Source organism: Azohydromonas lata, assembly GCF_034427735.1.
In the GTDB taxonomy this organism is placed as follows: domain Bacteria; phylum Pseudomonadota; class Gammaproteobacteria; order Burkholderiales; family Burkholderiaceae_C; genus Azohydromonas; species Azohydromonas lata.
The window spans coordinates 17,856-42,862 of sequence record NZ_JAXOJX010000027.1; the positions used below are offsets into that span (position 1 = coordinate 17,856).

Here is a 25,007-nt window from a genome sequence, read left to right on the forward strand (position 1 = left end):
ATGGCCCCGCGCCCCTTGCGCCACCGCGGCACGCTTTCCGCGCAATCCTCACGCCCCATGCAGCTCCCCAGTTCCGCCGCCTCGCCGGCATCGCCCGCCGCTGCCGAAGCCGCGGCTTCCACCGAGACCGTCTCCGCCCTGTCCATCGCCGCGCTGGCCCTGGCCGCCTTCGGCTCCGGCGTGTCGCTGCGCGTCAACGACGCGCTGCTGCCGCGCCTGGCCGGCGAGTTCCACGTGACGCTGGCCGAGGCCGCGCAGGTGGTGAGCGTCTTCGCCATCGCCTACGGGCTGGCGCAACTCTTCTTTGGGCCGACGGGCGAGCGCCATGGCAAGTACCGGGTGATCGCCTGGGGCTGCATAGGCTGCGCGCTGGCCTCGGCGCTGTGCGGCGTGGCGCCGGGGTTCGATGCGCTGCGGGCCTTGCGCGGCCTGGCCGGGGTGACGTCGGCGGCCATCATTCCGCTGTCCATGGCTTGGATCGGCGACGTGGTGCCCTACGAAAAGCGCCAGCCGGTGCTGGCGCGCTTTCTGATCGGCCAGATCCTGGGCCTGTCGGCCGGCGTGTGGCTCGGCGGCTTCGCCGCGGACCACCTGGGCTGGCGCGTGCCGTATTTCATCCTGGCCGCGCTGTTCACGGTGGTGTCGGTGGCGCTGTTCATCGTGGAGCGCGGCTTGCCGGCGCATGCCCGCAAGCGGCAGCCGCCGGGCGCGGGCTCGGCGCTTGGGCGCATGGCGGGCGATTTCGGCTATGTGCTGTCGCAGCGTTGGGCGCGGGTGATCCTGGTGAGCGTGTTCCTGGAGGCGGTGGCGCTGTACGGGCCCTTCGCCTTCATCGCCGCGCACCTGCACGAGCGTTTCAACCTGTCGCTCTCGGCCGCCGGTTCGCTGCTGATGCTGTTCGGCTTCGGCGGCTTCATCTTCGCCTTGGCCTCGGGGCGGCTGGTGTCGCGCTTGGGCGAAGTGGGGCTGGCGCGCTGGGGCGGGAGCTTCATGGCCGTGTCCATGACGCTGGTGGCCTTCGCGCCGCATTGGGCGCTGGCCGTGCCGGGCTGCCTGGGCATGGGGCTGGGTTTCTACATGCTGCACAACACGCTGCAGGTCAACGCCACGCAGATGGCGCCCCAGCGGCGCGGGCCGGCGGTGTCGGCGTTCGCATCGCTCTTCTTCCTGGGGCAGTCGGCGGGGGTCGTCATCGCCGGGTGGCTGATGGCGCGCTGGGGGTCCACGGTGACGATTGCGCTGGGGGCGGCCGGGGTGCTGGCGGTGGCTTGGGTGTTTGGGGGCTTGAGGGCAGGGAAGGGGGCTTGAGCCGCTGCTGCTCACCTCATCGCCATCAACCCCACATTTCCCCCGGCCGCCGCCGTGTTGACGCACACGCTGCGCTCCACCATCAGCCGCTCCGGCGGCATGCAGGCCACGTCGCGCAGCCCCGGCGCGCCGGCCAGCAGCGGGACGATGGCACCCGCCCGCCGCGCCAGCGCCTGGTTCAGCGCCAGCACGCGGTCCGGCACGTCCAGCGCAACGGCGAAATCCACGTCCGCCGCCAGCGCCTCGCGTGACAGCGCCACCCGCTCGCGCACCGGTTGCGGCAGCGCGGCCAGCAGCTCGCGCGTGAGGGCCGAGTCCGCGCACAGCACCTGGGCATCGGTGGCCAGCACCAGCGCCAGCAGGAAGAGCAGGTCGCCACGCGCCGAGGCCTGGCACAGCACGCGCCGGCGCGGCAGCAGGCTGTAGACGTTGCGCTCGCCCGTCGGCCCGGGCAGCAGCGCGCTCAGGCCTGCGGGGCTGTCGGACAGCAGGGCGTCGCAGGCGGCCCTGAGCGCCTCGTTCGGCGCCTCGTCCGGCGCCTTGCCGTCCGCCAGCCAGCCGCGCAGCAGGCGCAGCGGCAGCAGGCGCGGCGCGGGCGCCGCAACGCCCGCCTGCGCCACCGGCCCGGGTGCCGGCAAGGCCAGCGCGTGCCGCGCACACAGCCGCCGCACCAGCAGCGGCCCGCCCGCCTTGGGGCCGGTGCCGGACAAGCCTTCGCCGCCGAAGGGCTGCACGCCCACCACCGCGCCGATCATGTTGCGGTTGACGTACTGGTTGCCCACGCGGGCGCGCGAGGTCACCAGCGCCATCGTCTCGTCGATGCGCGTGTGCAGGCCCAGCGTCAGGCCGTAGCCCGTGGCCTCTATGTGCTTGAGCAAGTCCTCCAACCCGTCGCGCCGCCAGCGCAGCACGTGCAGCACCGGCCCAAACACCTCGCCGGGGAGCTGCGACCAGTCGTCCAGCTCGATGACGGTTGGCTGGACAAAACTGCCGTTGGCCTGCAGCGACTCGTCCAGTGCCGCTCGCGTCACGCGCAGGCCCAGGGCGCGCATGCGCTCCACGTGCTTTTCCACGCCCGCGCGCGCGGCCTCGTCGATGACCGGGCCCACGTCGGTGGACAGCGCGTCCGGCCGGCCCACGCGCAGCTCGGCCATCGCCCCCAGCAGCATGTGCAGCACGCGCTCGGCCACCTCCTGCTGCAGGCACAGCACGCGCAGCGCCGAGCAGCGCTGGCCGGCGCTGTCGAAGGCGCTGGCCAGCACGTCGGCCACCACCTGCTCGGCCAGCGCGGAGGAATCCACCAGCATGGCGTTGAGCCCGCCTGTCTCGGCCACCAGCAGCGGCGGGGCGCCTTGCGCGTCCAGCCGGCCGGCCAGCACTTCCCGCAGCCGCCTGGCGACGGTGGTCGATCCGGTGAACAGCACGCCGCGCACACGCTCGTCCGACGCCAGTGCCATGCCCACCGCCTCGCCGCTGCCGGGCAGCAGTTGCAGCGCCGCGCCCGGCACGCCGGCCGCGTGCAGCAGCTTCACCATCTCGGCGGCCACCAGCGGGGTCTGGCGGGCGGGCTTGCAGATCACGGCGTTGCCCGCGGCCAGCGCCGCGGCGAGCTGGCCGGTGAAGATCGCCAGCGGGAAATTCCAGGGGCTGATGCAGGCGATGGGGCCCAGCGGCAGCGCCCCTTCGCCCAACGCGGTGCGGGCCTGAAGCGCGGCGTAGCGCAGCGCGTCCACGGCCTCGCGCACCTCGCCCACGGCGGCGGGCACGGTCTTGCCGGCCTCGCGGACGATCAGGCCCACCAGCCACTGGAGCTGGTCCTCCAGCGCGTCGGCGGCGCGCTCCAGCAGGTCGGCGCGCTGTGCGGGCGGCGTGTCGCCCCAGGCCGGCTGCACGGCGGCGGCGGCGTCCAGCGCTTCCTTAACCTCTTCCGGCCGTGCCTCGTGCACGGTGCCCACGCGGTCGCGCCGGTCGGCCGGGTTGAGCACGGGTTGCGGCAGGTCGCCCGGGCGCGGCTGGCCCGCCACCAGCGGCGCGGCCGACCAGTCGCGCCGCACGCCGTGCAGCAGTCCCGCGGCCAGCGAGGCCAGCCGGTGCTCGTTGGCGAGGTCCACGCCGCAGGCGTTCAGCCGCTGGCCGCCAAAGAGGTCGCGCGGCAGCGGGATGGCGGCATGCGGCAGCCCGGCCGCGCCTTCGGCCTGCGCGGCGCGCTCCACCAGCGCCACCGGGTCGGCCACCAGCGTGTCCACGGCCACCGAGGCGTCGGCGATGCGGTTGACGAAGCTCGTGTTGGCCCCGTTCTCCAGCAGCCGCCGCACCAGGTAGGCCAGCAGCGTCTCGTGCGTGCCCACGGGGGCGTAGATGCGGCAGGGGCGCCCAAGCCCGCCCTCGGACATGGGCGGGACGACCATCTCGTACAGAGGCTCGCCCATGCCGTGCAGGCACTGGAACTCGTAGCGGCCGGGCGCCCAGTCGCCGGCCATCTGCACCAGCGCGGCCACGGTGTGGGCGTTGTGGGTGGCGAACTGCGGGTAGACGGCCTCCGGCGCCGCCAGCATCCGCCGCGCGCAGGCCAGATACGCCACGTCGGTATGCGCCTTGCGGGTGAAGACGGCGTAGTCCTCCAGGCCGTCCACTTGGGCGCGCTTGATCTCGCTGTCCCAGTACGCGCCCTTGACCAGCCGCAGCATCAGGCGCCGCCGGCTGCGCCGGGCGAGGTCTATGCAAAAGTCGATCACGTGCGGGCTGCGCTTTTGGTAGGCCTGCACGGCCAGGCCCAGGCCGTTCCAGCCGGCCAGCGCCGTTTCGCCGCACAGGCGCTGCAGCAGGTCCAGCGACAGCTCCAGCCGGTCGGCCTCCTCGGCGTCCAGGTTCAAGGCGATGCCGTGGTGCTGCGCCAGCAGCGCCAGGTGCAGCAGGCGGGGATACAGCTCGTCCATGACCCGCCCGTGCTGCGCGCGGCAGTAGCGCGGGTGCAGCGCCGACAGCTTGATGGAGATGCCCGGCCCCTCCAGCAGGCCGCGCCCGGCCAGGGCGATACCCAGGGCATGTATGGCGTGCTCGTAGGCGGCGGTGTAGCGCTGGGCGTCTTCCTGCGTCAGCGCCGCCTCGCCCAGCATGTCGAAGGAGTACGTAAACCCTTGGGACTCGCGGCGGCGGGCGCGGGAAAGGGCTTCGCCAATGGTCTGGCCGCAGACGAACTGCTCGCCCAACAGCCGCATGGCCAGGTCCACGCCCTTGCGCAGCAGCGGCTCGCCGCTGCGGGCCAGCACGCGGTTCAGCGCGTGGCGCAGCCCCGTCTCGCCGTTGTTCTGGACCATACGGCCGCCCAACAGCAGGCCCCAGGCGGCGGCGTTGACGAACTTGGAGCCGCTGCGGCCCAAGTGCGCGGCCCAATCGCCCTCGCCCAACTTGTCGCGGATCAGCGCGTCGCGCGTGGCGGTGTCGGGGATGCGCAGCAGCGCCTCGGCCAGGCACATCAGCGCCACGCCCTCCTGGGAGGACAGCGAGAACTCCCGCATCAGCCCCGGCACCAGCCCTTCCCGCGAGCCGCCGGTGGCGCGCTCGCGCAGCCGCCGCGCCAGCGACACGGCCAGCGTGTGCGCCGCCGCGGCCTGCGCCGGCGCCAGGCGCGCCGCGCTCAGCAGCGGCGCCAGGGCTTCGCTTTCCGGGCGTCGGCAGGCCGCGGTGATGGCCGCGCGCAGCACGGACTGCGGCTGCAACTGGCCGGCGAAGTCCAGGAAGAAGGGGATTTCCATGCGTTCCATCCAGTCCGGTCCTTCCGTTGGGCGAGTTTCCCGGCAGCGCCGCTGGGCAGCCGGCGCGGCGCCGGCGCATCGTAGGATGCGCGCCCCCGCCGCCACCGCGGCGCGGACATCGCCACGTCGGGCTCACGAGGTCCGGCGCGCATTCACACGTCTGGAGGAACCAATCCCTTGGAACACACGTTTGTTTCCGCCCTGGTGCTGTTGCTGCTGGTGCTGGACCCGCTGGGCAGCCTGCCCGTGTTCATCTCGGTGCTGCGCGGCGTGCCGCCGCAGCGCCGCACGCGCGTGGCGCTGCGCGAGACGGCCATCGCTTTCCTGGTGCTGCTGGGCTTCATGTTCGGCGGCAAGCACTTCCTGGCGCTGATGCACCTGTCGGAGCGTTCGCTGGAGGTGGCCGGCGGGGTGATCCTGCTCGTGATCGCCATGCGCATGATCTTCGCCAGCGGCGGCAGCCTCTACGCCGCCGAGGCGCGCGAGCCCTTCATCTTTCCGCTGGCCGTGCCGCTGCTGGCCGGCCCCTCGGCCATGGCCACGGTGCTGCTGCTGGCCTCGCGCGCGCCGCAACGCATGGCCGACTGGGTGGCCGCGCTGACCGTGGCCATGGCGGTGTGCGGCGTGGTGATGCTGGCCAGCGAGCGCATGCGCCGGCTGTTGGGCGACTCGGTGGTCAGCGCCATGGAAAAGCTCATGGGGCTGGTGCTCACCGCCATCGCCGTGGAAATGATCCTGGCCGGGATCAAGCGCTACTTCTTCGGGGGCTGAAGCCCCGGCACCGCCCTTGCCGGGCGGCGCAGCATGGCCGACTTCCTACGCCTGGCGGTGCTGCTGCTGGTGCTGCTGGCGCTGCCCTCGCCACAGGGGCCCGGAGGCATCCCCGAGCGCTGGCTGCCCTGGGCGCCGCTGCGCATTGCCGACAAGCCCAATCTGCTCACGCCGTTCAAGCTGTCGCGGCTTGGGCGTGACGCGGCGCTGTGCCGCGCCGTGCTGGACGAGGCGCCGCAACTGCAGGCCACGCCCGTGGCCGACCGCGAGGTGGGCCCCGATTGCCGCCTCACCGACGCGGTGCGCGTCACGCGCACGGCTTTCGCGCTGGAAACGCCTTTTCTGTTGAGCTGCCGTGGCGCCGTGGCGCTGGCGCTGTGGGAGACGCACGTGGTGCAGCCGGCGGCGCTGGAGCTGTTGGACGCGCCCGTGGCGCGCATGCAGCACCTGGGCAGCCTGGCCTGCCGCGACGTGGCCGGGCGCGCGGGCCGGCGCAGCCGCCATGCGCAAGCCGACGCGCTGGACGTGGCCGGCTTCACCCTGGCCGACGGCCGCCGCGTGAGCGTGCTGCGCGACTGGCGCGATGCCAAGTCGCCCGCCGGCCGCTTCCTGCGCGAGGTGCATCGCGGCGGCTGCCGCAGCTTCAACGGCGTACTGGGGCCCGACTACAACGCCGCCCATGCCGACCACCTGCACCTGGAGATGGGCGGCGGACGCTTTTGCCGCTGAAGGCGGCTGAAAGGGCCGTGCCCATGAAAAAAGGGCGGCGCCTTGCGGCACCGCCCCTGAACAGGATCTTCGAAGAAACGGGATCAGAAGTCGTGCTTGATGCCCAGGCCGAAGACCGTCTGCTTTTCTCCGGCAACAACGGGGCCGGCGATGATGCTGGTGCGGGCCGTGGAACCGGCGTCGTAGTCAGCGTAAGCCAGTTGTGCGTACAGCGTCGTGCGCTTGGAAAGCGCGTAGTCGTTGCTCAGCACCAGCGTCTTGGTCTTGTCAGTCAGAGCGCCGGAGGTTTCCTTGTCCTTGCCCTGGTAGTAGGCCACGGTGGAGGTGTTGGCGCCCCAGACGTAATCCACGCCCACGCCCCACACGCCCACGTTGGTCTCGGCGCCGGCCAGCACGCCGGCGTCGGACTTGGTGCGCAGGTACAGGATCTTGGCCTTGACCGGACCCAGCGGCACGGCGCCGCCCAGGCCCCACTGCTTGGTGTCGCCCGTGCCTGCAACGTTCTTGATCTGCTGGTACGAAGCCGACACGGTGACCGGACCGGTGTAGGAACCGCCGATGGAGGCGGTGCGGCCAGCGCTGAACTTGCCGGCTTGCTCGCCGAAGGCGTAGGCCGCGCCCACGTTCACAGGGCCGAAGCTGTTGGTGTAGCTCACCGCGTTGGCCAGGAAGATGCCCAGGTCGTTGAGCGTATCCGGCGCGGTGGTCTGGTTCAGCGCGTACGGATACAGCATGGAAAACTGTTCCTTGAAGCCGCGTGGATCGGTGCCCAGGTGCGCCAGCAAGGCCGGCGAGTACTGGCGACCCAGGGCCACGGAACCAAAAGCACCCTTGACGCCGAGGTTGGCTTGGCGACGGAAGAGGCGACCGGCACCTTCAAGCTGGCCGGTGTCGCCGTAGAAATGGCTTTCCAGATTGAAGAAGGCACTCAGGCCACTACCAAGGTCTTCTGTACCGCGCAGGCCCCAGATGCTCGGGGCAATGCCACCGTTCTTCAGCTCGGACAGGCTGTCACCGGCAGCGTTGACCTTGTTGTTGAACTGGTAGCCCAGGTCCACGCGGCCGTACAGGGTGACGTTGGACTGGGCGTTGGCGGCCGAGACGGCGGCCAGGGCGGCCAGTGCGATCAGGCTGTGCTTGAGTTTCATGTGCAGGTCTCCTTAGATGGAATGCGTGGGCGCGGACGACTCTCGAACCGACGGGCCGTGCCGGCACCAGAGGCCGCATCGCGCTGGGCGATACCGGCTGGTTTCTCGGCGAACGCAAGTGTGGTCCGTCTCAAAACTTGGCACCGGTTCGGGTTTCCACCATCTAGCCGACGGCGCCTTTGCTTCACCTTGCAGCGTTGTGGCGGTCGGTAGCAACGCGGCGGCTGCCGCGCGGCCGGCCTGCGGGCTGCTCCCCACCCCAGGACACGGCCCATGCGGGTGCAACCACCCCGGCGGCGCCCATTGCATGCGGGTTTGCACCCAAAACGGGCCGTTCCGGCCTCAACCGCCACGCGCGGCCTGTGCAGGCACAACCGAGAAGAACACTCGGGTAATCCGTTGCCTGCTGCCCACATCCATTAGGCGTTTTTGCAACGCTGCGCGCGCAACGTCGCACGCCGCGGTGCAAGGCGTGGCCGTCAGCGCTGCGGCGTGGCCTCAGGCGCGGCCAGCCAGCGCAGCTCGGCGGCCAGGTACTGGCGCTGCACGTTGCGCTTGTGGAAGGCCTCGTAGCGTGCCGCCGTGCGCCAGCCGGCCAGCTCCACGCGGCGCTGGGCTTCCAGCAGGTCGGCACCGCCGTCCAGCAGCGCCTGCACCTGCGCCTCCAGCGCCTCCAGGTAGCTCTCGACGGACGCGATGAGCGCCGGCGCCGCGCCCGGCGCGCCGTAGCCCGGCACCAGGGTGCGCAGCCCCGGCTGGCCGGCCAGGCGGCGCAGCGCCTCGCGCCAGGGCGCGGCTTCGCGGCCGGGGTCGATTTCAGGCACCCGCCCCGCGGGCACCAGCGCGCCGCCAAAGGCCACGCCGCTGCGCTCGTCCAGCACCACCAGGTCGCCCGCGGTGTGGCCCGCCAGGTGCAGCAGCGCGATGCGCCGCCCGCCCAGCTCCAGTATTTGGCTGCCTTCCACGCGGCGGCCGGGCAGCACCAGCCGCGTGCCGCGCATCACGGCCTCGCCCAAGTCGGCGCGCAGCCGGCGCAGGCACTCGTGGCAGCGCTGCGCCATGAGCTCGGCCGTGGCCGAGTGCGCCAGTACGGGAATGCCGGCCTCGGCAAAGGCGGCGCCGCCCATGAGGAACTCCGGGCGCGCCTGCGTGATGACGGCCAGCACCGGCTTGCGTCCGGTCAGGCGCCGCGCCTCGGCAATGGCCCAGCGCGCCAGGCGCGAGGAACCGCCGGTCTCGACGAGGACCGGACCGGCGGGCGTGTCCAGCACCCCCAGGTTGCCCACGGCGTCCTGGTTGCCGGCGTCGGCCGCCTCCAGGCTGCCGGGCAGCACCCACACGCCCGGCGCCACGGCCTGGGCGGCGCCGTAGCGGGCGGGCGGCGGATTCGCCATCGCGGCGGACAGCGCCGGCGCGGCCGCGGTGCCCGCCAGGGCGGCGAGCGCGGCCAGTGCCAGGCGGCGGCGCGGGATCAGGGGAGTCGATGCATGCACGGCCGGCAGCATGGCATGCGCGCGCCGCGGCTCAGGCCGAGAGCTGCAGCTTTTGCTCGAAGTGACGGCCCTCGGTGTCGTCCACGCGGGCGACGAGCTCGCCGCCGCGCGGCTCGGCCTTGAGCCAGAAGCGCAGGTGCGGGTTCTCGCTGAGCGAAAAGTCCACCTCGGCCTGGAGCAGGGGCGCGCCGGCGTAGGCCAGGGTGATGTGCCGGACGAACTGGGCCTTGGTGTACATGCGCGTCACCTGGTCCATCACCAGCCCGGAGTCGTTGGGATGGCTGACCATGAGCTGCGCGCGCAGGGGCTGACCCGGCGGCGCGTCCTCCTGCACCGCCAGCCGCATGCGCCCCAGCGCGGCGCGGGCAGCCTCGGCGTCCTTGCCCGGGGGCGCGGAGCAGCCGCCGGAGGCTTTGACGAAACGCTTGCTCATGACCAGGCGGCCGTCGGAGAGCTCGGCCACGGCGCGGACGAACCCGTACTCGTCGATGCGCACGCGGGTCTCGAAATCGGCACGGCCGCTGGCCGGGCCGTACTCCACTTGCGCGGCCAGCGGCGAGGGGTTGTTGTCTATGACCAGCACCAGGCGGCGCACCGACAAGCCGCGTTCACCCTGGGCAAAGCCCATGCGCACGCCCAGGGGGACGACGGCCGCGTCCTCCGCGCGCACGGGCGCCTGCAGGGCAATGAGCGACTCGTCCTCGGCGATGGGACGGCGGCCGAACAGGGCCTCGCGCTGCTGCTGCCAGCGCGGGTTGTTCTCCGACTCCTCGGCCGTGCGCAGTTGCGCGCGGGCGGCGGCCGGCGCGGCCAGCAACAGGGCCAGCGCCTCGCGGCGGTGAAGAAGTGACGGCTTCATGGCGACCTCCTCGGAAAACTGCTGAACTGCTGGGCGAGGCAAGTGCCTGGCAGCGGGCCCGGGTGCGGGTGCGGGTGCGGGAACGGCACCGCCGCGGCCTGTTCAGCGCGCCCACTCCAGCTCGGCGTAGGCGGTGGTCAGGTTGCGGCGATGGAAGTCCGGCGCCAACTGCCATTGTCCCGGCAGGCGGGTGGCTTCCAGAGTTTCGGTCAGGCTCAGGCCTTTTCCCAGCGCGGCTTCCACCTCGCGCCGCAGGTCGGCGAGGTAGGCGGCGGTGGGCTGCAGATCCGCGGGCCAGTGCTCCATCACGCGGCCATGGCCGGGCACGGCGCGGCGCACGCCGCTGTCCTTGGCCAGGTCCTGCAGCACCTGCTGCCAGCCCAACAGCCGGCCGTCGAGCACGGGCAGGTGGCCGTCGAAGGCGAGGTCGCCCAGCCACAGCGTGCCGCTGGCGTCGTCCAGCACGGTGAGATCGTCGTCGGTGTGGGCCGTGGCCCAGGCGCGCAACTGCAGCGTGCGCCCGCCCAGGTCCAGCTCCATGCGGTCGGCCACGGCCAGCGTGGGCGGCGCGATGCGCTCAGGCACGTCCGTGGCGCCCTCGCGCTGCAGTGCGCGCAGGTAGTAGGGGCCGCGCGCGGCCAGCGCCGCCGCAAGCTTCAGGTGGCCCACGATCTGCGGCGGCCGCCCGCCGTTGGCCGTGGCAAAGGCGCCGTTGCCCATGACGTGGTCCGGATGCACGTGGGTGTTGACGAGCCAGCACACCGGCAGCGGGCTCACGGCGCGCAGCGCGGCCAGCAGGTCGCGCCCATGCTGCGGGCTGCCGCCGCTGTCGATCACCGCGGCGCAGCGGCTGCCTAGGATGAACCCGGTGTTGGCGACGCGGTCGTGGGCGGCGTCCCACACGGCGTGCTGGCCGGGAAAGAGGTAGACGCCGGGGGCAATGGGCTGCGCGGCGCTTGGAACGCCGGCCTGGGCGCCGGCTTTGGGGTCCGGCCCGCCCACCGGCGCGCAGCCGGCCGCGAGCCAAGAGAAGGCGGCAGCGGCCAGGAAACGGGTGAGGGACATGCTTGCGACTCCAGCCGGTCCATCGCGGCGACTTCCGGTCCCCGGGACCGCTGCCGTGGCGGCAGCGGCGGGGCCGTGGTGCGGCGGCCGGCACCGGCCGCCGGGGGGAAGGCTTACTTGCCTTCGGCCATCTTCTTGAGGTTGGCCAGGCCGCCCTGGTAGACGCCGGTGACGGCCTTCACCGCCGCCTCGTCGTTCTTGTCGGCCGGGGGATCGTTGCCGGGAAAGGCACGGTAGAAGGCACCGCGCCACTCGACCACCGATTTGCCGTCGCCGTCCGGCGAGACCTGGATGGTGGAGGTGTAGTTGCTCACGGGCAGCGCGCCGCCGTCCTTGGCGCGGTAGGTGTAGCGGCGCTGCTCGTCGCTGTAGCCCTCCAGCGTCTCGACGATCTCGCCGCCGCCCTTGATGGCGATGGTGCGCACCGAGCCCACCTCGTTGCCCTTGTCGGCCGGGCTGGCGGCCACGGCCGGGTGCCACTTGGCCAGCCCATCGAAGGCCTTGATCTGGTCCCACACCTTGGCGGCGGGGGCGTCGATGTTGATCTTCTCGACCACCTTCTGGCGGGTCGGCCCGTGGGCCAGGGCACTGCCGGCAAAGGCGGCGGCCAGGCCAAAGGCCATCAGGCGCTTGAACAGCTTGGGATGCACGTTGGTCGTCTCCTGTCGTTGTGCTTGAAAGCTCTGGGAAGCTGGGGAAACACCCGTCAGGGCGGTGCCGCCACGAAGGCGCCGAAGCCCCGGGGATTGGAGCCGGTGGGGATGCGCGCGCGCAGTTGGCCGCTGGCGGCATCCAGCACCGAGAGGTCGTCGTCCATCCAGTTGACGACCAGCAAGTCGTCGCCCTGCACCGCCACCCCTTCCGGCGAGCCGAAGCCCTCCAGGCGCTGCAGTTGCGTGAGCGTCTGCGCGTCCAGCACGCTCACCGTGTCCTCGTGCTGGTTGGTGACGTAGAGGCGCGCGCCGTCGGCCGACAGCGCCGCGCCGTAGGGCGCGCGACCCAGCGGCACGCGCTGCACCTCGCGCAGCGCGCGCAGGTCCACCACGCTCATGTCGTCGCCCTGCACGTTGAGGGCCAGAAGGCGCGCGCGCGGCTCGTCCAGCAGCAGTGCGTAGGGGTGGCGGCCCACGGCCACGCGCTGCGCCACGCGCCCGGCGCGCAGGTCCACCACCGCCACCACGTCGTCGTCGCGCTCGGCCACGTAAGCCGTGGCGCCGTCGGCCGACACGGCCACGCCGCAGGGCGTGCGGCCCAGCGCGATGTCGGCCACGCGCTCCAGCGTGCGGGTGTCGAAGCCCAGCAGGCGCTGGCCCTGCCAGTCCGCCACCCAGACGCGGCGGCCGTCCGGCGCGGCGGCGATGCCCAAAGGCTGCTCGCCCGCGGGCCGCGTGGCCAGCAGCCGCGCGCTGCCCTGCTCGATCACGGCAAGCTCGCGGCTGTCGGGGTTGGTGATGAAGACACGGTCGCCGGCCACCGCCACGCCCGCGGGCGAGCGACCCACCGGCACGGTGGCCACCACGCGGCGCTGCGCGATGTCCACCACGCTCACGTCGTGGCTGCCCTGGTTGGTGACGTAGGCCAGCGCACCGGCACCGCCCGCCACGCCGGGCGCGGCCTGCAGCGCCAGCGCCAGCAGCGCGCCCAGCGCCGCGGCGCGGCGGCGCATCCGGCGGGCGGCGCGGACTTCAGAACGCCACATCCGCAATGCCCAGCACTTGCCAGTCGCGCTCGCGGGCCACGGCGCGCAGCTTGTCGTCCGGCCGCACGGCCACGGGGTCGGTCACGGCCTCCAGCAGCGGCAGGTCGCCCGCGGCGTCTGAATAGAACCAGCTCCGCTCGAAATCCTGGAGCGCGAGCCCCTGCGCCGCCAGCCAGCGCCGTACGTGCGCCACCTTGTGCTCGCGGTGGCAGGGCTCACCCTGGATGTCGCCGCTGAGCGAGCCGTCACCGGCGCGGTGCGGCTCGGTGGCCAGCAGCTGCGCCACGCCGAAGACGCGGGCGAAGGGCTCGGCCACCAGGCGCGAGGTGGCGGTGACGATGGCGCAAAGATCGCCCGCGTCGCGGTGGCGCTGCACCAACGCCAGCGTGGAGCGCGGCACGCGGCGCGCCATCTCGGCCTCGAAGTCGCGCCGCCAGGTGGAAAAGAGTGCCTGCGCCTGCGCGCCGGGCGGGCAGACCACGGCGCGGTGCAGCGCCTCCAGGCCCACGCGGCCGGCCACGTAGCGGCGGCAGGCGTCGAGGTAGCGCCTGGGGGCGTCCTCGGGCACGGCATAGCGGTCGGCCAGGAACTGCAGCCACTCGCGCCCGCTGTCGAAGGGGATGAGGGTGTGGTCCAGATCGAACAACGCCAGTCGTTGAGGCTTGGCCATGGCGTCAGTCGTACTTGATGTGCTTGAAGCGCGGGTCATCGGGCGTGCCGTCCAGCGGCGAGTCCTCGTCGCGGCCAGGCTGCCACATCAGCACGTCCTCGATCTTGTGGGCCAGTGCGAAGTCCTTGTCCGTCACGCCCTTGGCGGCGTGGTTCATAAGCTTGACGATCACGAAGGCGTAGGAGACCGTGAGGTCGGGGTGGTGCCAGGCCGCCTCGGCCAGATGGCCCACGGTGTTGACGACCATGAGCGTGGACTTCCAGCCGCTGGTTTTGTACTTGCGCCGTATCCAGCCGTCCTCGTAATACCAAGCGGGCAGCTCCTCCTTGAGCCGCGCGTCTATCTCCTCGGGGCTGTACACCGTGTCGGCAGTGGACTTTCGCCATTTCGTCATGACATCCCTCCTGAAGCGGCCGGCCGGGTGCGGACATCGCACCGTGCAACGCCGCCGCAAGGCGCAGTCTTGCGCCTTGCGGGCAGCGCTGCCCAGACCCGGGATGAAGCCCACGCCGCGGGCATCAAGTCATTCCGTGCCAACGGGCGGACCGTTGGTCGCCGGCGCTGCGTCAGCTCCAGTCGTCCATGTCGTGCTTGATCTTGTGGCGGTTGGCGATGAGCTCATCCACCGAGGGCTCGTTGGCCAGCGCGCGGCGCAGGGCCAGCTTGGTGGCCTCGTAGTTGGTGCGGTACATGTCCTTCTTGTCCAGCTCGGCGTGGGTGGCGCAGCGCGGGTCGATCCAGACCAGGGAGATGATGCAAAGCTCGTTGGCGATGTCCTTGGGGATGACGCCCTCGATGAGGCAGTCCACCACCGCGTCGGCCGTGGCCGACTGCACCACGCCGCCGAAGAGCTCGATGTTGGTCATGTCGCGCAGCGTGACCTTGGGCACCATCATGGTGGCCGGGCGGACGAGCTGGTTGCACGCGCGAATGGCGAACATGGCCGTGTGGCCCTTGCTCTGGGCCATCATGTTGGCGAAGGCCTGGCCCACCGGGCCGTCGGTGCGGCCGATGAGGATCTCCGGCATCGCGTCCGTGAACTGGCCCTCGGCGGCCAGCACCGTGGCCTCGCCGGCGTGGAAGAGAAAGTCTTTGCTCATGTGTTGTTTCCTGTGAGTGGGGATGAAGCAGGTGTGGTTCGTCAGCCTGTAGGAGGCCCGCAAGCGGCCCCCCTACAAGGCGTGGTCGTTGCCATGTCAGCCGGGCAGCAGGATTTCCCCCCGCCCGCCCGTGGCCAGGTCGCCGGCCAGGCGGCGCACGCGCCGCGACGGCAGCCCGGCAAAGGCCCCGCCATAGGCCACCAGCGAGCGCGCCAGCAGTTGCCAGATCACGCCCACGTCGTGCCGCGTGGCGATGAAGTTGGGCGACGCCTCGATCGCGCAGCCGCCCGCGCACAGCAGCGTGCCGCGGCGCATCTGGAAGCCGGCGTGCGCGCCTAAAGCGCCGCCCACGGCCACGGTGCCGGCCACCAGGCGCGAGGCGGCGAAATCGCCCGCGCCGCCGTGCACCAGCACCAGGCCGCGGCGCATGCGGTCGGCCAGCCGCGCGCCGGCGCGGCCCTGCACCAGCAGCACGCCGCCCTTGACGCCTTCCATGCTCCCGGGCAGCGGCGCTGCGGCAAAGTCGCCCACGTTGCCCTGCACGGTGATGCGCCCGCCCTGCATCTCGCAGCCGGCCAGCTCGCCGGCATGGCCGGCCACCGTGATCTCGCCGCCGCTCAGGCCCGTGCCGAGCAAGTCGCCTACAGAGCCGCGCACGGCGATGCGGCCCGCGGCCATCTGCCAGCCGATGCGGTCGCAACGGGAGAGGTCGCCCTCGAACACCAGGCTGTCGCCGGCACCGTCGTCCGTGCGCACCACCTTGAAGAACTCGGCCAGCGGCAGCGGCTGGCGGCCCTGCCACAGCGGCAGCGTTTCAACCGCGGCCACGTCCATGCCGGCCAGCGCCTGGGGCACGAGCGAGCGCAAGTCCAGCCGCAAGGCCGGCGGCTGCAGGAGGGTGAGAGTCCAGGTCATGCCGCCGCCTCCAGCAGCTTGTGCAGGTGGAAGTGGAAGGGTCCCAGCTTGCCGCCGTAGTTGCCAGCGGTGATGCGCAGCAGGCCGCTGTCCACGCCCCGCGCCGTGGCCGCGTGCAGGCCCGCGCGCATGGCGGCGGCGACGTCGGCCTCGGTCAGCCCGTCGATGACGATCTCCATCACGCAGTCCTGGCCGGGTGCGAGGTCGCTGCGCGGCGAGAGGCCGGCCAGCGAGGGGCAGAAGGCGTCGTTGGTGGAGGCCGGCAGCGTCTTGTACTTGCTGCCCACCTTGGAGCCGGAGCGCACCACGCCGCCGGGGAAGGGCATGATGACGTTGGGCACCGCCCGCATCGCCGCCACGGCGGTTTCGGCAGCGGCCAGCGCCGCGTCCACGTCGCGCGCCACCAGCAGCAAGTTGCCGCCGCCCACGCCCTTGACCACCGCCGTGGTTTCCTGGGCAACGAACTCGCCGTCCATCACCGGCACGCGCCAGTAGCGCCGGCCGTCGATCACCTTGCTCACCTGCCAGCCGTCGCCGAAGAAACGCAGGTTCTTGCCCAGCGCGATGGCCTCGCCCTCGTCGATGCCGGCGTACACCGCCGTCGTCGGGCAAGTCAGCACGCACTGGCCGACGCGGCGCTCGACCTGCTTGGCCAGCTCCTTGCCCGACATGGAGAAGATCAGCACCGACACGCCCGCGCGGCCGTCCGGCGCTTCTTCAGGCGCCAGCTCGCGCTCGATGGCCGCCTCGCAGCCGCAGGCGATGACGGAAGTGGCAAAGCCCGTGGCGGCCACCGCGGCGTGGCGGGCCCACGCCAGGTTGTGCGCCGTGATCAAGAGGCGCGTGCCCTTCATGGGGAAGGCTTCCGCGAAACCGTCGTCCACCAGCACGCCGTTGAGCAGCACGGGCGCTGCGGTCGTGGAGGTCGTCATGCGCCGGCCTCCTCGGCGTTGGTGAAGCAGGCCGCGGGCAGCAGCCGGCCGCCGTTGCAGCAGGCGCAGAGCTCGTCGCGGCCTATGCCGGCGTGGTCGGGGTGGATGCTGCCGTGGCGCTCGGCCCAATTGCGCAGCAGCCGCGTGATGCCGCGGTCGTACTCCGGCGTCACGAAGTGCGTGCCGCCCGTGGGCACGGCGGTGATGCGCCCGGCCTGCGCCACCAGCGTGCCGTCCTTGAACACCAGCTCCGGCGTGGTGAACATGGCCTGCGCGTCGAGTTGCCGCCGGTACACGGCGATATCGGCTGCCGAGCCGGGCGCCAGCCGCCCGCGGTCCTTCAGGCCCAGCAGCCGCGCCGGGCCGGCGCGGGTGATGATGGCGATCTCCTGCAGCGTGTACTCGCGCGTCAGGTCCTTCAGCGCCGACTGCGCCGCCACCTCCGGGTGCAGTTTCGAGAGCTGCTCGTCTCTGAAGCTCTTGTCCATGAGCAGCCGTATCAGGTGCGGGTAGCTCGTGAACGGGCCGCCGTTGGGATGGTCGGTGGTGAGCACCACGCGCCACGGGTCCTTGATCAGCAGGAACAGCTCCAGGCCGATGCACCACTGCAGCGCGTTGACGTAGCTCTGCTCGCGGTACTTGAAGGGCACCACGCCGCAGCCGCCCACGCACTCGATGTCCGCGCCGGTCCACTTGCGCGGGTGCGCCAGCGCCGCGGTGGCGAGCTGCGACATGGTGTCGCCCGACGCCGTGACGGTCTGGCCGAAGATCACCTGGCCGACGTCTATGGAGACGTTGGAGTGGGCGTTGACCACCTCCGCCAGCTCGTGGGCCGCCGACGAGAACTTGTAGGGCCCCTCCTTGCCGTAGCTGTGGAACTGCACGTGCGTGAGGTGGCCGGGCAGGCCCTCCAGCGCGTCAATCGTGGCGATGGTGGAGGCGATGTTGCCGGCCGCACCCAGGTTGCTGGCGTGGATGTGCAGCGGGTGCGCCAGGCCCAGCTCGTGCACGGCGCGCGCCAGCGTGGTGACGACCTGGCGCGGCGTGATGCCCCAGTGCGTGTGCGTGCCGTCCACGTCCAGCCGGCGCTGGTTGAACTTGAAGGCCGAGATGCCGCCCGGGTTGACCACCTTCACGCCCATGGCCTTGCTGGCGTCTATGGCCCAGCCGACGTAGTCGCGCAGCCGCTCGAAGGGCTGGCCTTCGGCCAGCATCTGCAGGAACAGCTCCTCGTTGCCCAGCATTACGTAGGCGCCGTGGTCGAGGATGGGCACGTCGCCCATCTCCATGTGCGCGTGGCGCGCGTTGCTCAGCACCATGGCCGGCTCGAAGGCGGCCGTGTAGCCCATCTCCACGTAGCGGTAGCCGGTGGACAGCGTGCCCGGCGCGCAGGTGCCGCAGGAATCGAATTCCAGCGGGTTGACGGGCCGCGGCAGCGGGTCGCGGCCGCGGCGGTGGTCCTCCGGCAGCAGCATGCGCGCGAGGTTGACCTTGCCGCCGCCGATGTGGGTGTGCAGGTCTATGCCGCCGGCCATGACCACGCAGCCCGCGGCGTCGAAGCTTTGCGAGGGCGGCGCGCCGGCGTCGGTGGCGGCGATGCGGCCGTCGCGCACGTGCAGGTCCATCACCACGTCCAGGCCCGAGGCCGGGTCCATGACGTGGCCGTTCTTCAGGACGAAGTCAGTCATGCGTTCTGGGCCTTTTCGAGCTCGGCGACCAGGGCCGCCACCACCTGGTCCACGCCGGGCAGGCCGTCGGGGCGCAGGGCGCGCAGCGGCATAAGCACCGTGCCGTCGGTACGGAAGAGGTGGCCGGAGCGGCCCAAGCCGGGCGTGGCCACGGGAATGAAGACGCTGGGCTCGCCACCAGCAGGCGGCGGCGTGTCCGGATGCGCCAGCAGCACCAGCGGCACGCCGGCCGCGGGCGGCGGCTCGGGGTGGAAGGCGTTGACCCACAGCAGCGCGTCCACGGCCTTGTCGGCCAGCAGCCGCCGCGCGTCGTGGCGCAGCGGGTCGTGCTCCAGGCCCAGCGCCGAGGCGTGGGTGCGCGTGGGCAGGCCCGACAGCCAGGAGAACACCTGCTGCACCGTGCCGCCGCCCTCGTTGCCGCCCAACGGGAGCGAGGCGGCGCGCGTGGCGTGGTTGAGCGCGTTGACGATCTGGTGAACGGCTTCGGCCGCCAGCGCGCCGTGCTCGCCCAGGCGGGCGGGCTCCCACACCAGCACCGCGTACTGCGCGGCGGCCAGCGCCTCGGCCAGGGCCTTGAGCGCGGGGTCGGCCTGCGGCAGCGGGCGGCTGGCGCACAGGGCCTGCAGCACGGACAGGGTGGTGAACAGGTCGCCCCCCTGCAGCGGCAGCGCGTCCACCGCCACGCCGCTCTGCGAGGGCGCGTCCGGCTCCAGGCCCAGGTAAACCAGGCGGCGCTGGGCCACGAGGGAGGTGTCGCCCACGCCGCAGCGGCGGAAGAACTCGGGGAAGTTGTCGCTCGGCCGGGTCAGGCAGATGAGCAGGTCGGCGCGGTTGCGGACCTCGGCCAGCGTGGCCGTGAAGCCGCCGCGGTCCTGCAGCGCGCGCGTGGCGTTGAAGAGGGCGCTGCCGTGCAGGTGGTCGGTGACGGCGCCGCTGCGCTCGGCCAGGCGGTAGAGCGCGCGGGCGCCGGCCACGTCGGTGGCCAGGCCCCCGAACAGCGGCAGCCGGCTGCGGCGCAGCAGTTGGGCCGCGGCACTGACGGCCTGGGCCAGCGTGGCTTGGGCGCCGTTGACCAGCGGCGCGGGCGTTGAGCCGGGCTGCGCGGCGAAGCCCGAAAGGCCGCGGCGCGCGCGCGGGCAGTCGCTGCCGGTGAGTTGCAGGCTGTTGTCGGCTTGCGGCAACACGCCGAAGCCGTCGCACAGCAGCGAGCAGAAAGGGCAGGTCCAGGGAGGTGCGTCGGCCGGGGGCGTGCCGGCGTCGGGGACGGCTTGATCCATGGCGGCCCGGTCCGCAAGGGGCATGCCACGCGCAGGCGGCGCCGTGCGGCAGGGATTTGGTGGGGCAACCGGGGCAGGGTGCTGCGCCGGGACTGTCCCACTGTGCTGCGGGGGTGAAACACTGTGTGGCGTTGGGAGGGGGTGGAAGAGGCCTTGGGCGCCATCGCCGCGTCAACAGGCCGAACGGACACGGCAAGCCCGTCGTGGCCCGCACGCTGCGCTTGGCGGACGGCAGCCCGCCAGCCAATGCGCAGCGCTGACTACACCGTCATGCCCGCGAAAGCGGGCATCCACGAGCGCCGGGGTGCGGCCTCCGAACGGCACCGCCCAAGGCTGACGTTGGCGAGCCTACGCAACAGCAGGCGTGGATGCCCGCTTTCGCGGGCATGACGGCGTAGAGGGCGAGCGGCCTTGGCTGACGGAAAGCGGAAGCCGGCCAGCTCTTCGCCCCTGTCAAAGGCCATGCGTGCGCGCCATGGCGTGGACGCCACCCCCCATGGCACAGATCGTGTTTAACCCCCGCCATGCTCCCCGCCCAAGCCCCCCACCGCACCCTGCCGCGCCCGCCCGGCCGCTGGTCAGGGCGCGCCGAGCTTGCCGTCGTGCAGCGCGCTGGCCACGAGCCAGCCGGCGGCGCCGGCAGCGCGGGCGGTGTCCAGGTCGGCCTGGGAGCGAATGCCCCCGGCGCCGAAGAGGCGGGCCCGCGGCGCGCGCTCGCGTATGGCGGCCAGCGTCGCCAGGTCCGGCCCCGCATCCGCCCCCACGCGGTCCAACGTCATGACGATCAGGTCGCGCGGCCAGCGCCCGGCCCGCGCCCAGGCGCCGGCCGGGTCCAGGGGCGCGGCGCTGCGCTGGTCCAGCGACAGCAGCGCGTCCAACACGGGCTTGGCGGCGTCTTCAGCCACCGCGCCGCCCGGCTCGCCGAAGCAGTCTTCGAAGGCCGCGGTGCCGTTGAACGACTCGGTGCCGAAGACGGGGCGCACGCGATGCGCGGCCTCGCCCAGCGCCGCCAGCGTCGCGTGGGCGGCGGCGGCATCTTTGAAACCCGCGTCCAGCCACAGCGTCACGGCGGGCAAGCCGGCCAGCAGCTCGCGCAGCAGCGCGGCCTGCGCGGGGCGGCCCAGGATGGCGTCCAGGTCGGCGACGTACAGCGTGCCGGACGCGCAGCGTGCGAGCAGCGCGCGCGCCAGCGGCAGCGGTGCGCTGCCGGCGCACAGGGCGGACTGCATGGGCTGGTAGTGGCTGCGCTGGCCGCGCACGGCGCGCACCACCTGGCCGGCCAGCAGATCGATGACGGGAACGAGGAGAAATGAATCCATGCCTACCCAGCGTGTGTTCGTTTACGAGTATCTCAGCGGCGGCGGCCTGACCGGCGGCGAGGACGGCGACGACGAGGAGCTGCTGGAGCAGGGCATCGCCATGCGCGACGCGCTGGTGGCCGACCTCGCCGGTGCCCCCGACATCCGATTGAGCGCCGCAACCACCACGGCCGAGAGCGTGCGCGCGCCCAACCTGCAGTGGGTGCGGCCGCGCGAGGGGGAGTCGCCGCACGACTTCGTCTGCCGCCAGGCCGCCGCGCACGACCTGTGCTGGGTGGTCGCCCCCGAAACCGCCGGGCTGCTGGCCTGCATGCGCAAGCTCGTGGGCTCGCGCCGCTGGGTGGGCTGCGACAGCGTGGCGCTGCGCGTGGCCGGCAGCAAGCTCGCCACGCTGGAGCACCTGGACCGCCACGGCATCGCCACGCCGCTGCGCTTCATGGGCGCGGGCCAGGCCTCGCGCTGGGTGGTCAAGCCCGACGACGGGGCGGGCGGGCTGCACACCCGGGTGCATGGGACGCTGGAGCAGGCCAAGGCCGACCTGCGCCAGCGCCTGCGCCAGCAGCAGGCCGCCACGCTGGAGCCCTGGGTGGAGGGCCAGGCACTGAGCCTGTCGCTGCTGTGCGGCGCCGCCGGGGCGGAGCTGCTGAGCATCAACGCCCAGCACATCGCCGTGGGCGCCGACGACGGCGCGCTGCATTTCCGGGGCGTGCGCCAGGGCGCCGTCGCGCTGGACGACCCGCGCGCCCCCGCGCTGCGCCGCCTGGCGCAGGACGCGGCGCAGGCCCTGCCCGGGCTGCGCGGCTGCGTTGGGCTGGACCTCGTGTGGCATGCACAGCGCGGCCCCGTGCTCATAGAGATCAACCCGCGGCTGACCACCGCCTTCGCCGGGCTGTCGCAGCGGCTTGGGCGGCGGCTGGCGCTGGAAGCCCTCGCCGGCTTCACCGATGCGGAGATGCGGTATGCGGCCTGAAGCGGCGGGCACCCTGGGGTGGGACATCGGCGGCGCCCACGTGAAGGCCTGCCGCGTGGTCAACGGGGAGCTGGTGGACGCCGTGCAGTGGCCCTGCCCGCTGTGGGAGGGCCTGGACAGGCTGGACGGCGTGCTGGCCCAGGCCCGCGCGCGCTGGCCGCACATGCAGCGCGCCCGCCACGCCGTGACCATGACGGGCGAGATGGCCGATTTCTTCGCGGACCGCGCCGACGGCGTGCGCCGCATCGCCGAACGCATGGCGCTGCAGCCGGGCATTGGGCTGGATTTCTGGGCGGGCGAGCACGGCTTCGTCGCCCTGGCCGACGTGGCGGCGCAATGGGAAGCCATCGCCTCGGCCAACTGGCTGGCCACGGCCGAGCTGGCCGCGCGCCGCGCGGGCCGCGGCCTGCTGGTGGACATCGGCAGCACGACCACGGACCTGATCCCCTTGCGCGACGGGCGCCCGGCCGCGCTGGGCCGCAGCGACGCGCAGCGCCTCATGAGCGGCGAGCTGGTCTACCAGGGCGTGGTGCGCACGCCGCTGTGCGCGCTGGCGCGGCATATCGACTTCCAGGGCCGGCCGCACAACGTCATGAACGAGCTTTTCGCGACCACGGCCGACGTCTACCGGCTCCTGGGCGAGCTGGACGCCGCGCACGACCAGCACCCCGCCGCCGACCACGGCGCCAAGGACGCGCCGGCCACCCGCCGCCGCCTGGCGCGCATGGTGGGCCGCGACGCCGCGGAGGCCGTCGACGCCGACTGGCTGGACTTCGCCCGCGCCTGGCGCGCCGAGCAGCTCAACGAGATCGGCCGCAACCTGGACCGCGTGATCGCCGCGGCCGCGCTGCCCCGCGGTGCGCCGCTGGTGGCCGCGGGCTGCGGCGCCTTCCTGGCGGAAAAGCTGGCCGCCGCGCGGGGGCGGCCCTGCCTCTTCTTCGCCTCGCAAGTGGCCCGGCTGGCGCCGCAGGCCCTGCCAGGCGTGGCGCGGCTGGCGCAGGTGTGCGCGCCGGCGCTGGCCGTGGCGCTGCTGCTGGAGCGGGGAGCGCGCTGAGCATGTGGGTGTTCAAGCTCGGCGGCAGCCTGCAAAGCGACCCGGCGCTGCTTGGGCGCTGGCTGGCGCTGCTGGGCACGCTGGGACGGGGGCGGGCGGTGATCGTCCCGGGCGGCGGGCCCTTCGTGGACCAGGTGCGCGCGGCGCAGTCGGCCTGGGGCTTCGACGAGCTGACGGCCCACAACATGGCCATCCTGGGCATGGCGCAGACGGCGCTGCTGCTGCGCTCGCAGCACGGCGCGCTGCAGCCCGCGGTGCGCGACGCCGACATCCGCCGCGCGCTGCGCGCGGGCAAGACCGCGCTGTGGATGCCCATGGAGCTGCTCAAGGAGCACGCCGACGAGCTCACGGGTTGGGACGTCACCTCCGACAGCCTGGCGCTGTGGCTGTCCATGCGGCTCAACGCCGAGCGGCTGGTGGTGGTCAAGAGCTGCGTCGTGGACCCGGCGCTGGATCTGCCCGCCCTGGTGCGGGCCGGCGTGCTCGACGCCCGCTTTGCCGCCATGGCCGCCGGCGCCGGCTGCGCCGTGGACGTGGTGCACAAGGCGGCGCTGGACGACGTGGCCGCCGCGCTCACCGGCGGCTGCCGCCACGCGCCGGCCTGACTTCCGCAGGGCTTTCCTCGCCCTTTTGCGTTCCTTGGTGGGGCTTCATGCGCCCGCGCGGCCGGGTCGGGCCTGAAAAAACAGCCGGGAAGGCAGAAATTTGCTGCCCGAGGTCGATACAGCTTGTCACAGCGGCATTAGGCTGCGGACAATCGTGCCCGGCTGCTTTCACCTTGCAGCTACCTTGCTGTCCAGGTTGGAAATCGCCTGCACCAGCCGCTCATGACACGCACACGTGGCCTTCTTGCACCGCTGACCATGGACCTTGCCGACTATTTCCTTTCCGCCTCGACCGCCCTGATTGGGCTGGCCTTGTGGAGCAACACCCGCCGCACGCAGCGCCTGCAGCAGCGCGTGGCGCAACTGGAAGCGCGGCTGGCCGACGGCGGCGGCGCGCAGGGCGAAGGGGCGGCGCCGGCCCGCCCGGCGGCCGACCTGGCGCTGGACGACGTGCAGCCGCTGCAGCTCTACTACTGCAGCGCCGACGGCAAGGTGCTGTTGGGCGTGAAGAAGCTGGACCCGCAGAGGCTGGCCAAGTTGCCCAAGTCGCCCATGGCGGGGGCCGAAGCCAAGTTGGGCGCCATCGCCGCGCTGCTGCAGGCGGTGCCGGCCGTGCTGCCGCACGCGCGGCTCAGTGGCCAGACCATGGAAGTGCTGCTCAACGGCCCGGTGGCGGCCAGCCGCGGCAACGAGGCGCTGGTGGCCATGGTCAAGGGCGCCACCGGCAAGGTGGTGGACGTGGCGCGGCTCAAGGGCGTGCCCGCGCTGGCGCCGCTGTCGTGCAGCGCCATTGCCGCCACGACGGTAGCCGTGGCCGCGCGGCTGTCGGTGGAGGGCATCGCCGAAACCCTGGCCGAGACGCTCAAGGGCCTGGCCGAGGTGCGCGGCACCCACGCGGCCGAGCGCAAGGCCGTCATTGGCGAGGCCGTGAAGCACCTGCGCGACGACGTGCTGCAGGCCGTGCAGCGCGGCAACCTCTCGCCGGTGCTGGTGTCCGACGTGGAACAACTGGACCACGGCCTGGCCGAGGTGCAGCGCGACCTGCAGGCGCAGCACCGCAAGCTGCACCGCGGCACCAAGGGCCTGCATTGCGAGGGCGAGTTCGACCCGGACGAGTTCTTCAAGCTGCTCTCCGACCACGTGCGCAACCTCGACGCCACGCGCAAGCAGTACGTGCTGACCCTGAAGGTGCGGCTGGTGTGCTGGCAGTTCCTGAACCTGTTCCCGCAGGACCGCGAGGCCAACGCCGCGCGGCGCCAGGCCCTGGCCGAGGCGACGCAGGCTCCCGAGCTGGGCACGGCCTACGAGCCGGTGGTGAAGGCGCTCACGACCCAGATCGACGCCCTGGACGAGTCGCTTTCCGACGACAAGACCCTGGCCCACCGCAAGGCGGGCATGACGGTGTACGCGCAGAACGCCTTCGAGAACACGCGGCAGCAGCTCGACGAAATCCGCGAGAGCCTGGAGAAGCTGGCCGCCGCCGCAGCGCAACAGGTGACCTCGGTGGACAAGCCCACGCGGCTGGCCGTGCGGGTGCTCAAGGGCAAGCTCGAAGCCTTTGAAATCCAAGACACGGCCGCCCCCGCGGGCACGGCGCAGGCGCGCACGGGCGCCACCGCGGCGGCGGCGGCGTGAAGGCGGCGCGGCCCA

General features: G+C 72.6%; 22 protein-coding genes. 7 read left to right on the top strand and 15 right to left on the bottom strand.

Annotated features, from left to right (window positions below; translation table 11 throughout):
* The first annotated feature begins 57 nt into the window (after window positions 1-57).
* Window positions 58-1,308 carry an MFS transporter gene (locus SM757_RS16680; RefSeq protein ID WP_322466356.1) on the top strand — a complete coding sequence of 417 codons (1,251 nt, stop codon included), beginning with the start codon at window positions 58-60 and terminating at the stop codon, window positions 1,306-1,308.
* A gap of 11 nt (window positions 1,309-1,319) precedes the next feature.
* Here the strand turns inward: SM757_RS16680 and putA are convergent, their stop codons facing one another.
* Window positions 1,320-5,168, bottom strand: coding sequence for a trifunctional transcriptional regulator/proline dehydrogenase/L-glutamate gamma-semialdehyde dehydrogenase (gene putA / locus SM757_RS16685; protein WP_407655770.1), 3,849 nt, complete (start codon window positions 5,166-5,168; stop codon window positions 1,320-1,322).
* A gap of 72 nt (window positions 5,169-5,240) precedes the next feature.
* On the opposite strand from putA, the gene SM757_RS16690 reads away from it, so the two are divergent.
* Window positions 5,241-5,834 carry a MarC family protein gene (locus tag SM757_RS16690; protein ID WP_322466358.1) on the top strand — a complete coding sequence of 198 codons (594 nt, stop codon included), beginning with the start codon at window positions 5,241-5,243 and terminating at the stop codon, window positions 5,832-5,834.
* A gap of 33 nt (window positions 5,835-5,867) precedes the next feature.
* Window positions 5,868-6,563 carry an extensin-like domain-containing protein gene (locus tag SM757_RS16695; protein WP_322466359.1) on the top strand — a complete coding sequence of 232 codons (696 nt, stop codon included), beginning with the start codon at window positions 5,868-5,870 and terminating at the stop codon, window positions 6,561-6,563.
* 83 nt (window positions 6,564-6,646) lie between these two features.
* Here the strand turns inward: SM757_RS16695 and SM757_RS16700 are convergent, their stop codons facing one another.
* The 14 genes from SM757_RS16700 to SM757_RS16765 all read right to left on the bottom strand — a co-directional run bounded on the left by SM757_RS16700 (window position 6,647) and on the right by SM757_RS16765 (window position 20,728).
* The gene (locus SM757_RS16700) at window positions 6,647-7,711 is read right to left on the bottom strand and encodes a porin (protein ID WP_322466360.1); all 1,065 of its coding nucleotides are present in this window, start codon (window positions 7,709-7,711) and stop codon (window positions 6,647-6,649) included.
* 479 nt (window positions 7,712-8,190) lie between these two features.
* Window positions 8,191-9,204 carry an MBL fold metallo-hydrolase gene (locus SM757_RS16705; protein WP_322466361.1) on the bottom strand — a complete coding sequence of 338 codons (1,014 nt, stop codon included), beginning with the start codon at window positions 9,202-9,204 and terminating at the stop codon, window positions 8,191-8,193.
* A 31-nt stretch (window positions 9,205-9,235) separates the two neighbouring features.
* On the bottom strand, window positions 9,236-10,063 hold the full coding sequence (locus tag SM757_RS16710; RefSeq protein ID WP_322466362.1) for a quinoprotein dehydrogenase-associated SoxYZ-like carrier: 828 nt from the start codon (window positions 10,061-10,063) through the stop codon (window positions 9,236-9,238).
* A 102-nt stretch (window positions 10,064-10,165) separates the two neighbouring features.
* On the bottom strand, window positions 10,166-11,128 hold the full coding sequence (locus SM757_RS16715) for a quinoprotein relay system zinc metallohydrolase 2 (protein ID WP_322466363.1): 963 nt from the start codon (window positions 11,126-11,128) through the stop codon (window positions 10,166-10,168).
* 113 nt (window positions 11,129-11,241) lie between these two features.
* Entirely contained in the window at window positions 11,242-11,778 is a 537-nt protein-coding gene (locus tag SM757_RS16720; protein WP_238455665.1) for an SRPBCC family protein, read from the bottom strand.
* A gap of 56 nt (window positions 11,779-11,834) precedes the next feature.
* Window positions 11,835-12,827 carry a YncE family protein gene (locus SM757_RS16725; protein WP_066331377.1) on the bottom strand — a complete coding sequence of 331 codons (993 nt, stop codon included), beginning with the start codon at window positions 12,825-12,827 and terminating at the stop codon, window positions 11,835-11,837.
* Window positions 12,814-13,497: an HAD family hydrolase gene (locus SM757_RS16730; protein ID WP_322466364.1), complete on the bottom strand. Its 684-nt coding sequence runs from the start codon at window positions 13,495-13,497 to the stop codon at window positions 12,814-12,816. Before SM757_RS16730 ends, SM757_RS16725 begins: the two co-directional genes overlap by 14 nt.
* Window positions 13,498-13,501: 4 nt before the next feature.
* Entirely contained in the window at window positions 13,502-13,891 is a 390-nt protein-coding gene (locus SM757_RS16735; protein WP_322466365.1) for a 4a-hydroxytetrahydrobiopterin dehydratase, read from the bottom strand.
* Window positions 13,892-14,063: 172 nt separating this feature from the next.
* Window positions 14,064-14,597 carry a formaldehyde-activating enzyme gene (fae, locus tag SM757_RS16740; RefSeq protein ID WP_322466366.1) on the bottom strand — a complete coding sequence of 178 codons (534 nt, stop codon included), beginning with the start codon at window positions 14,595-14,597 and terminating at the stop codon, window positions 14,064-14,066.
* A 96-nt stretch (window positions 14,598-14,693) separates the two neighbouring features.
* Window positions 14,694-15,512, bottom strand: coding sequence for a formylmethanofuran dehydrogenase subunit C (locus tag SM757_RS16745; protein ID WP_322466367.1), 819 nt, complete (start codon window positions 15,510-15,512; stop codon window positions 14,694-14,696).
* Entirely contained in the window at window positions 15,509-16,444 is a 936-nt protein-coding gene (fhcD, locus tag SM757_RS16750) for a formylmethanofuran--tetrahydromethanopterin N-formyltransferase (protein ID WP_322466368.1), read from the bottom strand. The genes SM757_RS16745 and fhcD overlap by 4 nt, the downstream gene beginning before the upstream one ends.
* Window positions 16,441-18,132, bottom strand: coding sequence for a formylmethanofuran dehydrogenase subunit A (locus SM757_RS16755; protein WP_322466369.1), 1,692 nt, complete (start codon window positions 18,130-18,132; stop codon window positions 16,441-16,443). The genes fhcD and SM757_RS16755 overlap by 4 nt, the downstream gene beginning before the upstream one ends.
* Window positions 18,129-19,409: a molybdopterin-binding domain-containing protein gene (locus SM757_RS16760; protein ID WP_322466370.1), complete on the bottom strand. Its 1,281-nt coding sequence runs from the start codon at window positions 19,407-19,409 to the stop codon at window positions 18,129-18,131. The genes SM757_RS16755 and SM757_RS16760 overlap by 4 nt, the downstream gene beginning before the upstream one ends.
* Window positions 19,410-19,987: 578 nt before the next feature.
* Window positions 19,988-20,728, bottom strand: coding sequence for a HisA/HisF-related TIM barrel protein (locus SM757_RS16765; protein ID WP_322466371.1), 741 nt, complete (start codon window positions 20,726-20,728; stop codon window positions 19,988-19,990).
* Here SM757_RS16765 and SM757_RS16770 point away from each other — a divergent pair.
* From SM757_RS16770 to SM757_RS16785, 4 genes are all read left to right on the top strand, one after another.
* Window positions 20,727-21,698 (top strand): ATP-grasp domain-containing protein, encoded by a 972-nt coding sequence (locus SM757_RS16770; RefSeq protein WP_322466372.1) that lies wholly within the window; start codon window positions 20,727-20,729, stop codon window positions 21,696-21,698. The two genes, SM757_RS16765 and SM757_RS16770, sit on opposite strands and share 2 nt — an antisense overlap.
* Window positions 21,688-22,752 (top strand): hydantoinase/oxoprolinase family protein, encoded by a 1,065-nt coding sequence (locus SM757_RS16775; RefSeq protein WP_322466373.1) that lies wholly within the window; start codon window positions 21,688-21,690, stop codon window positions 22,750-22,752. The genes SM757_RS16770 and SM757_RS16775 overlap by 11 nt, the downstream gene beginning before the upstream one ends.
* Window positions 22,753-22,754: 2 nt before the next feature.
* Window positions 22,755-23,357 carry an amino acid kinase family protein gene (locus SM757_RS16780; RefSeq protein WP_322466374.1) on the top strand — a complete coding sequence of 201 codons (603 nt, stop codon included), beginning with the start codon at window positions 22,755-22,757 and terminating at the stop codon, window positions 23,355-23,357.
* Between the two features lie 258 nt (window positions 23,358-23,615).
* The gene (locus tag SM757_RS16785; protein WP_322466375.1) at window positions 23,616-24,992 is read left to right on the top strand and encodes a hypothetical protein; all 1,377 of its coding nucleotides are present in this window, start codon (window positions 23,616-23,618) and stop codon (window positions 24,990-24,992) included.
* The last annotated feature ends 15 nt before the right edge of the window (window positions 24,993-25,007 follow it).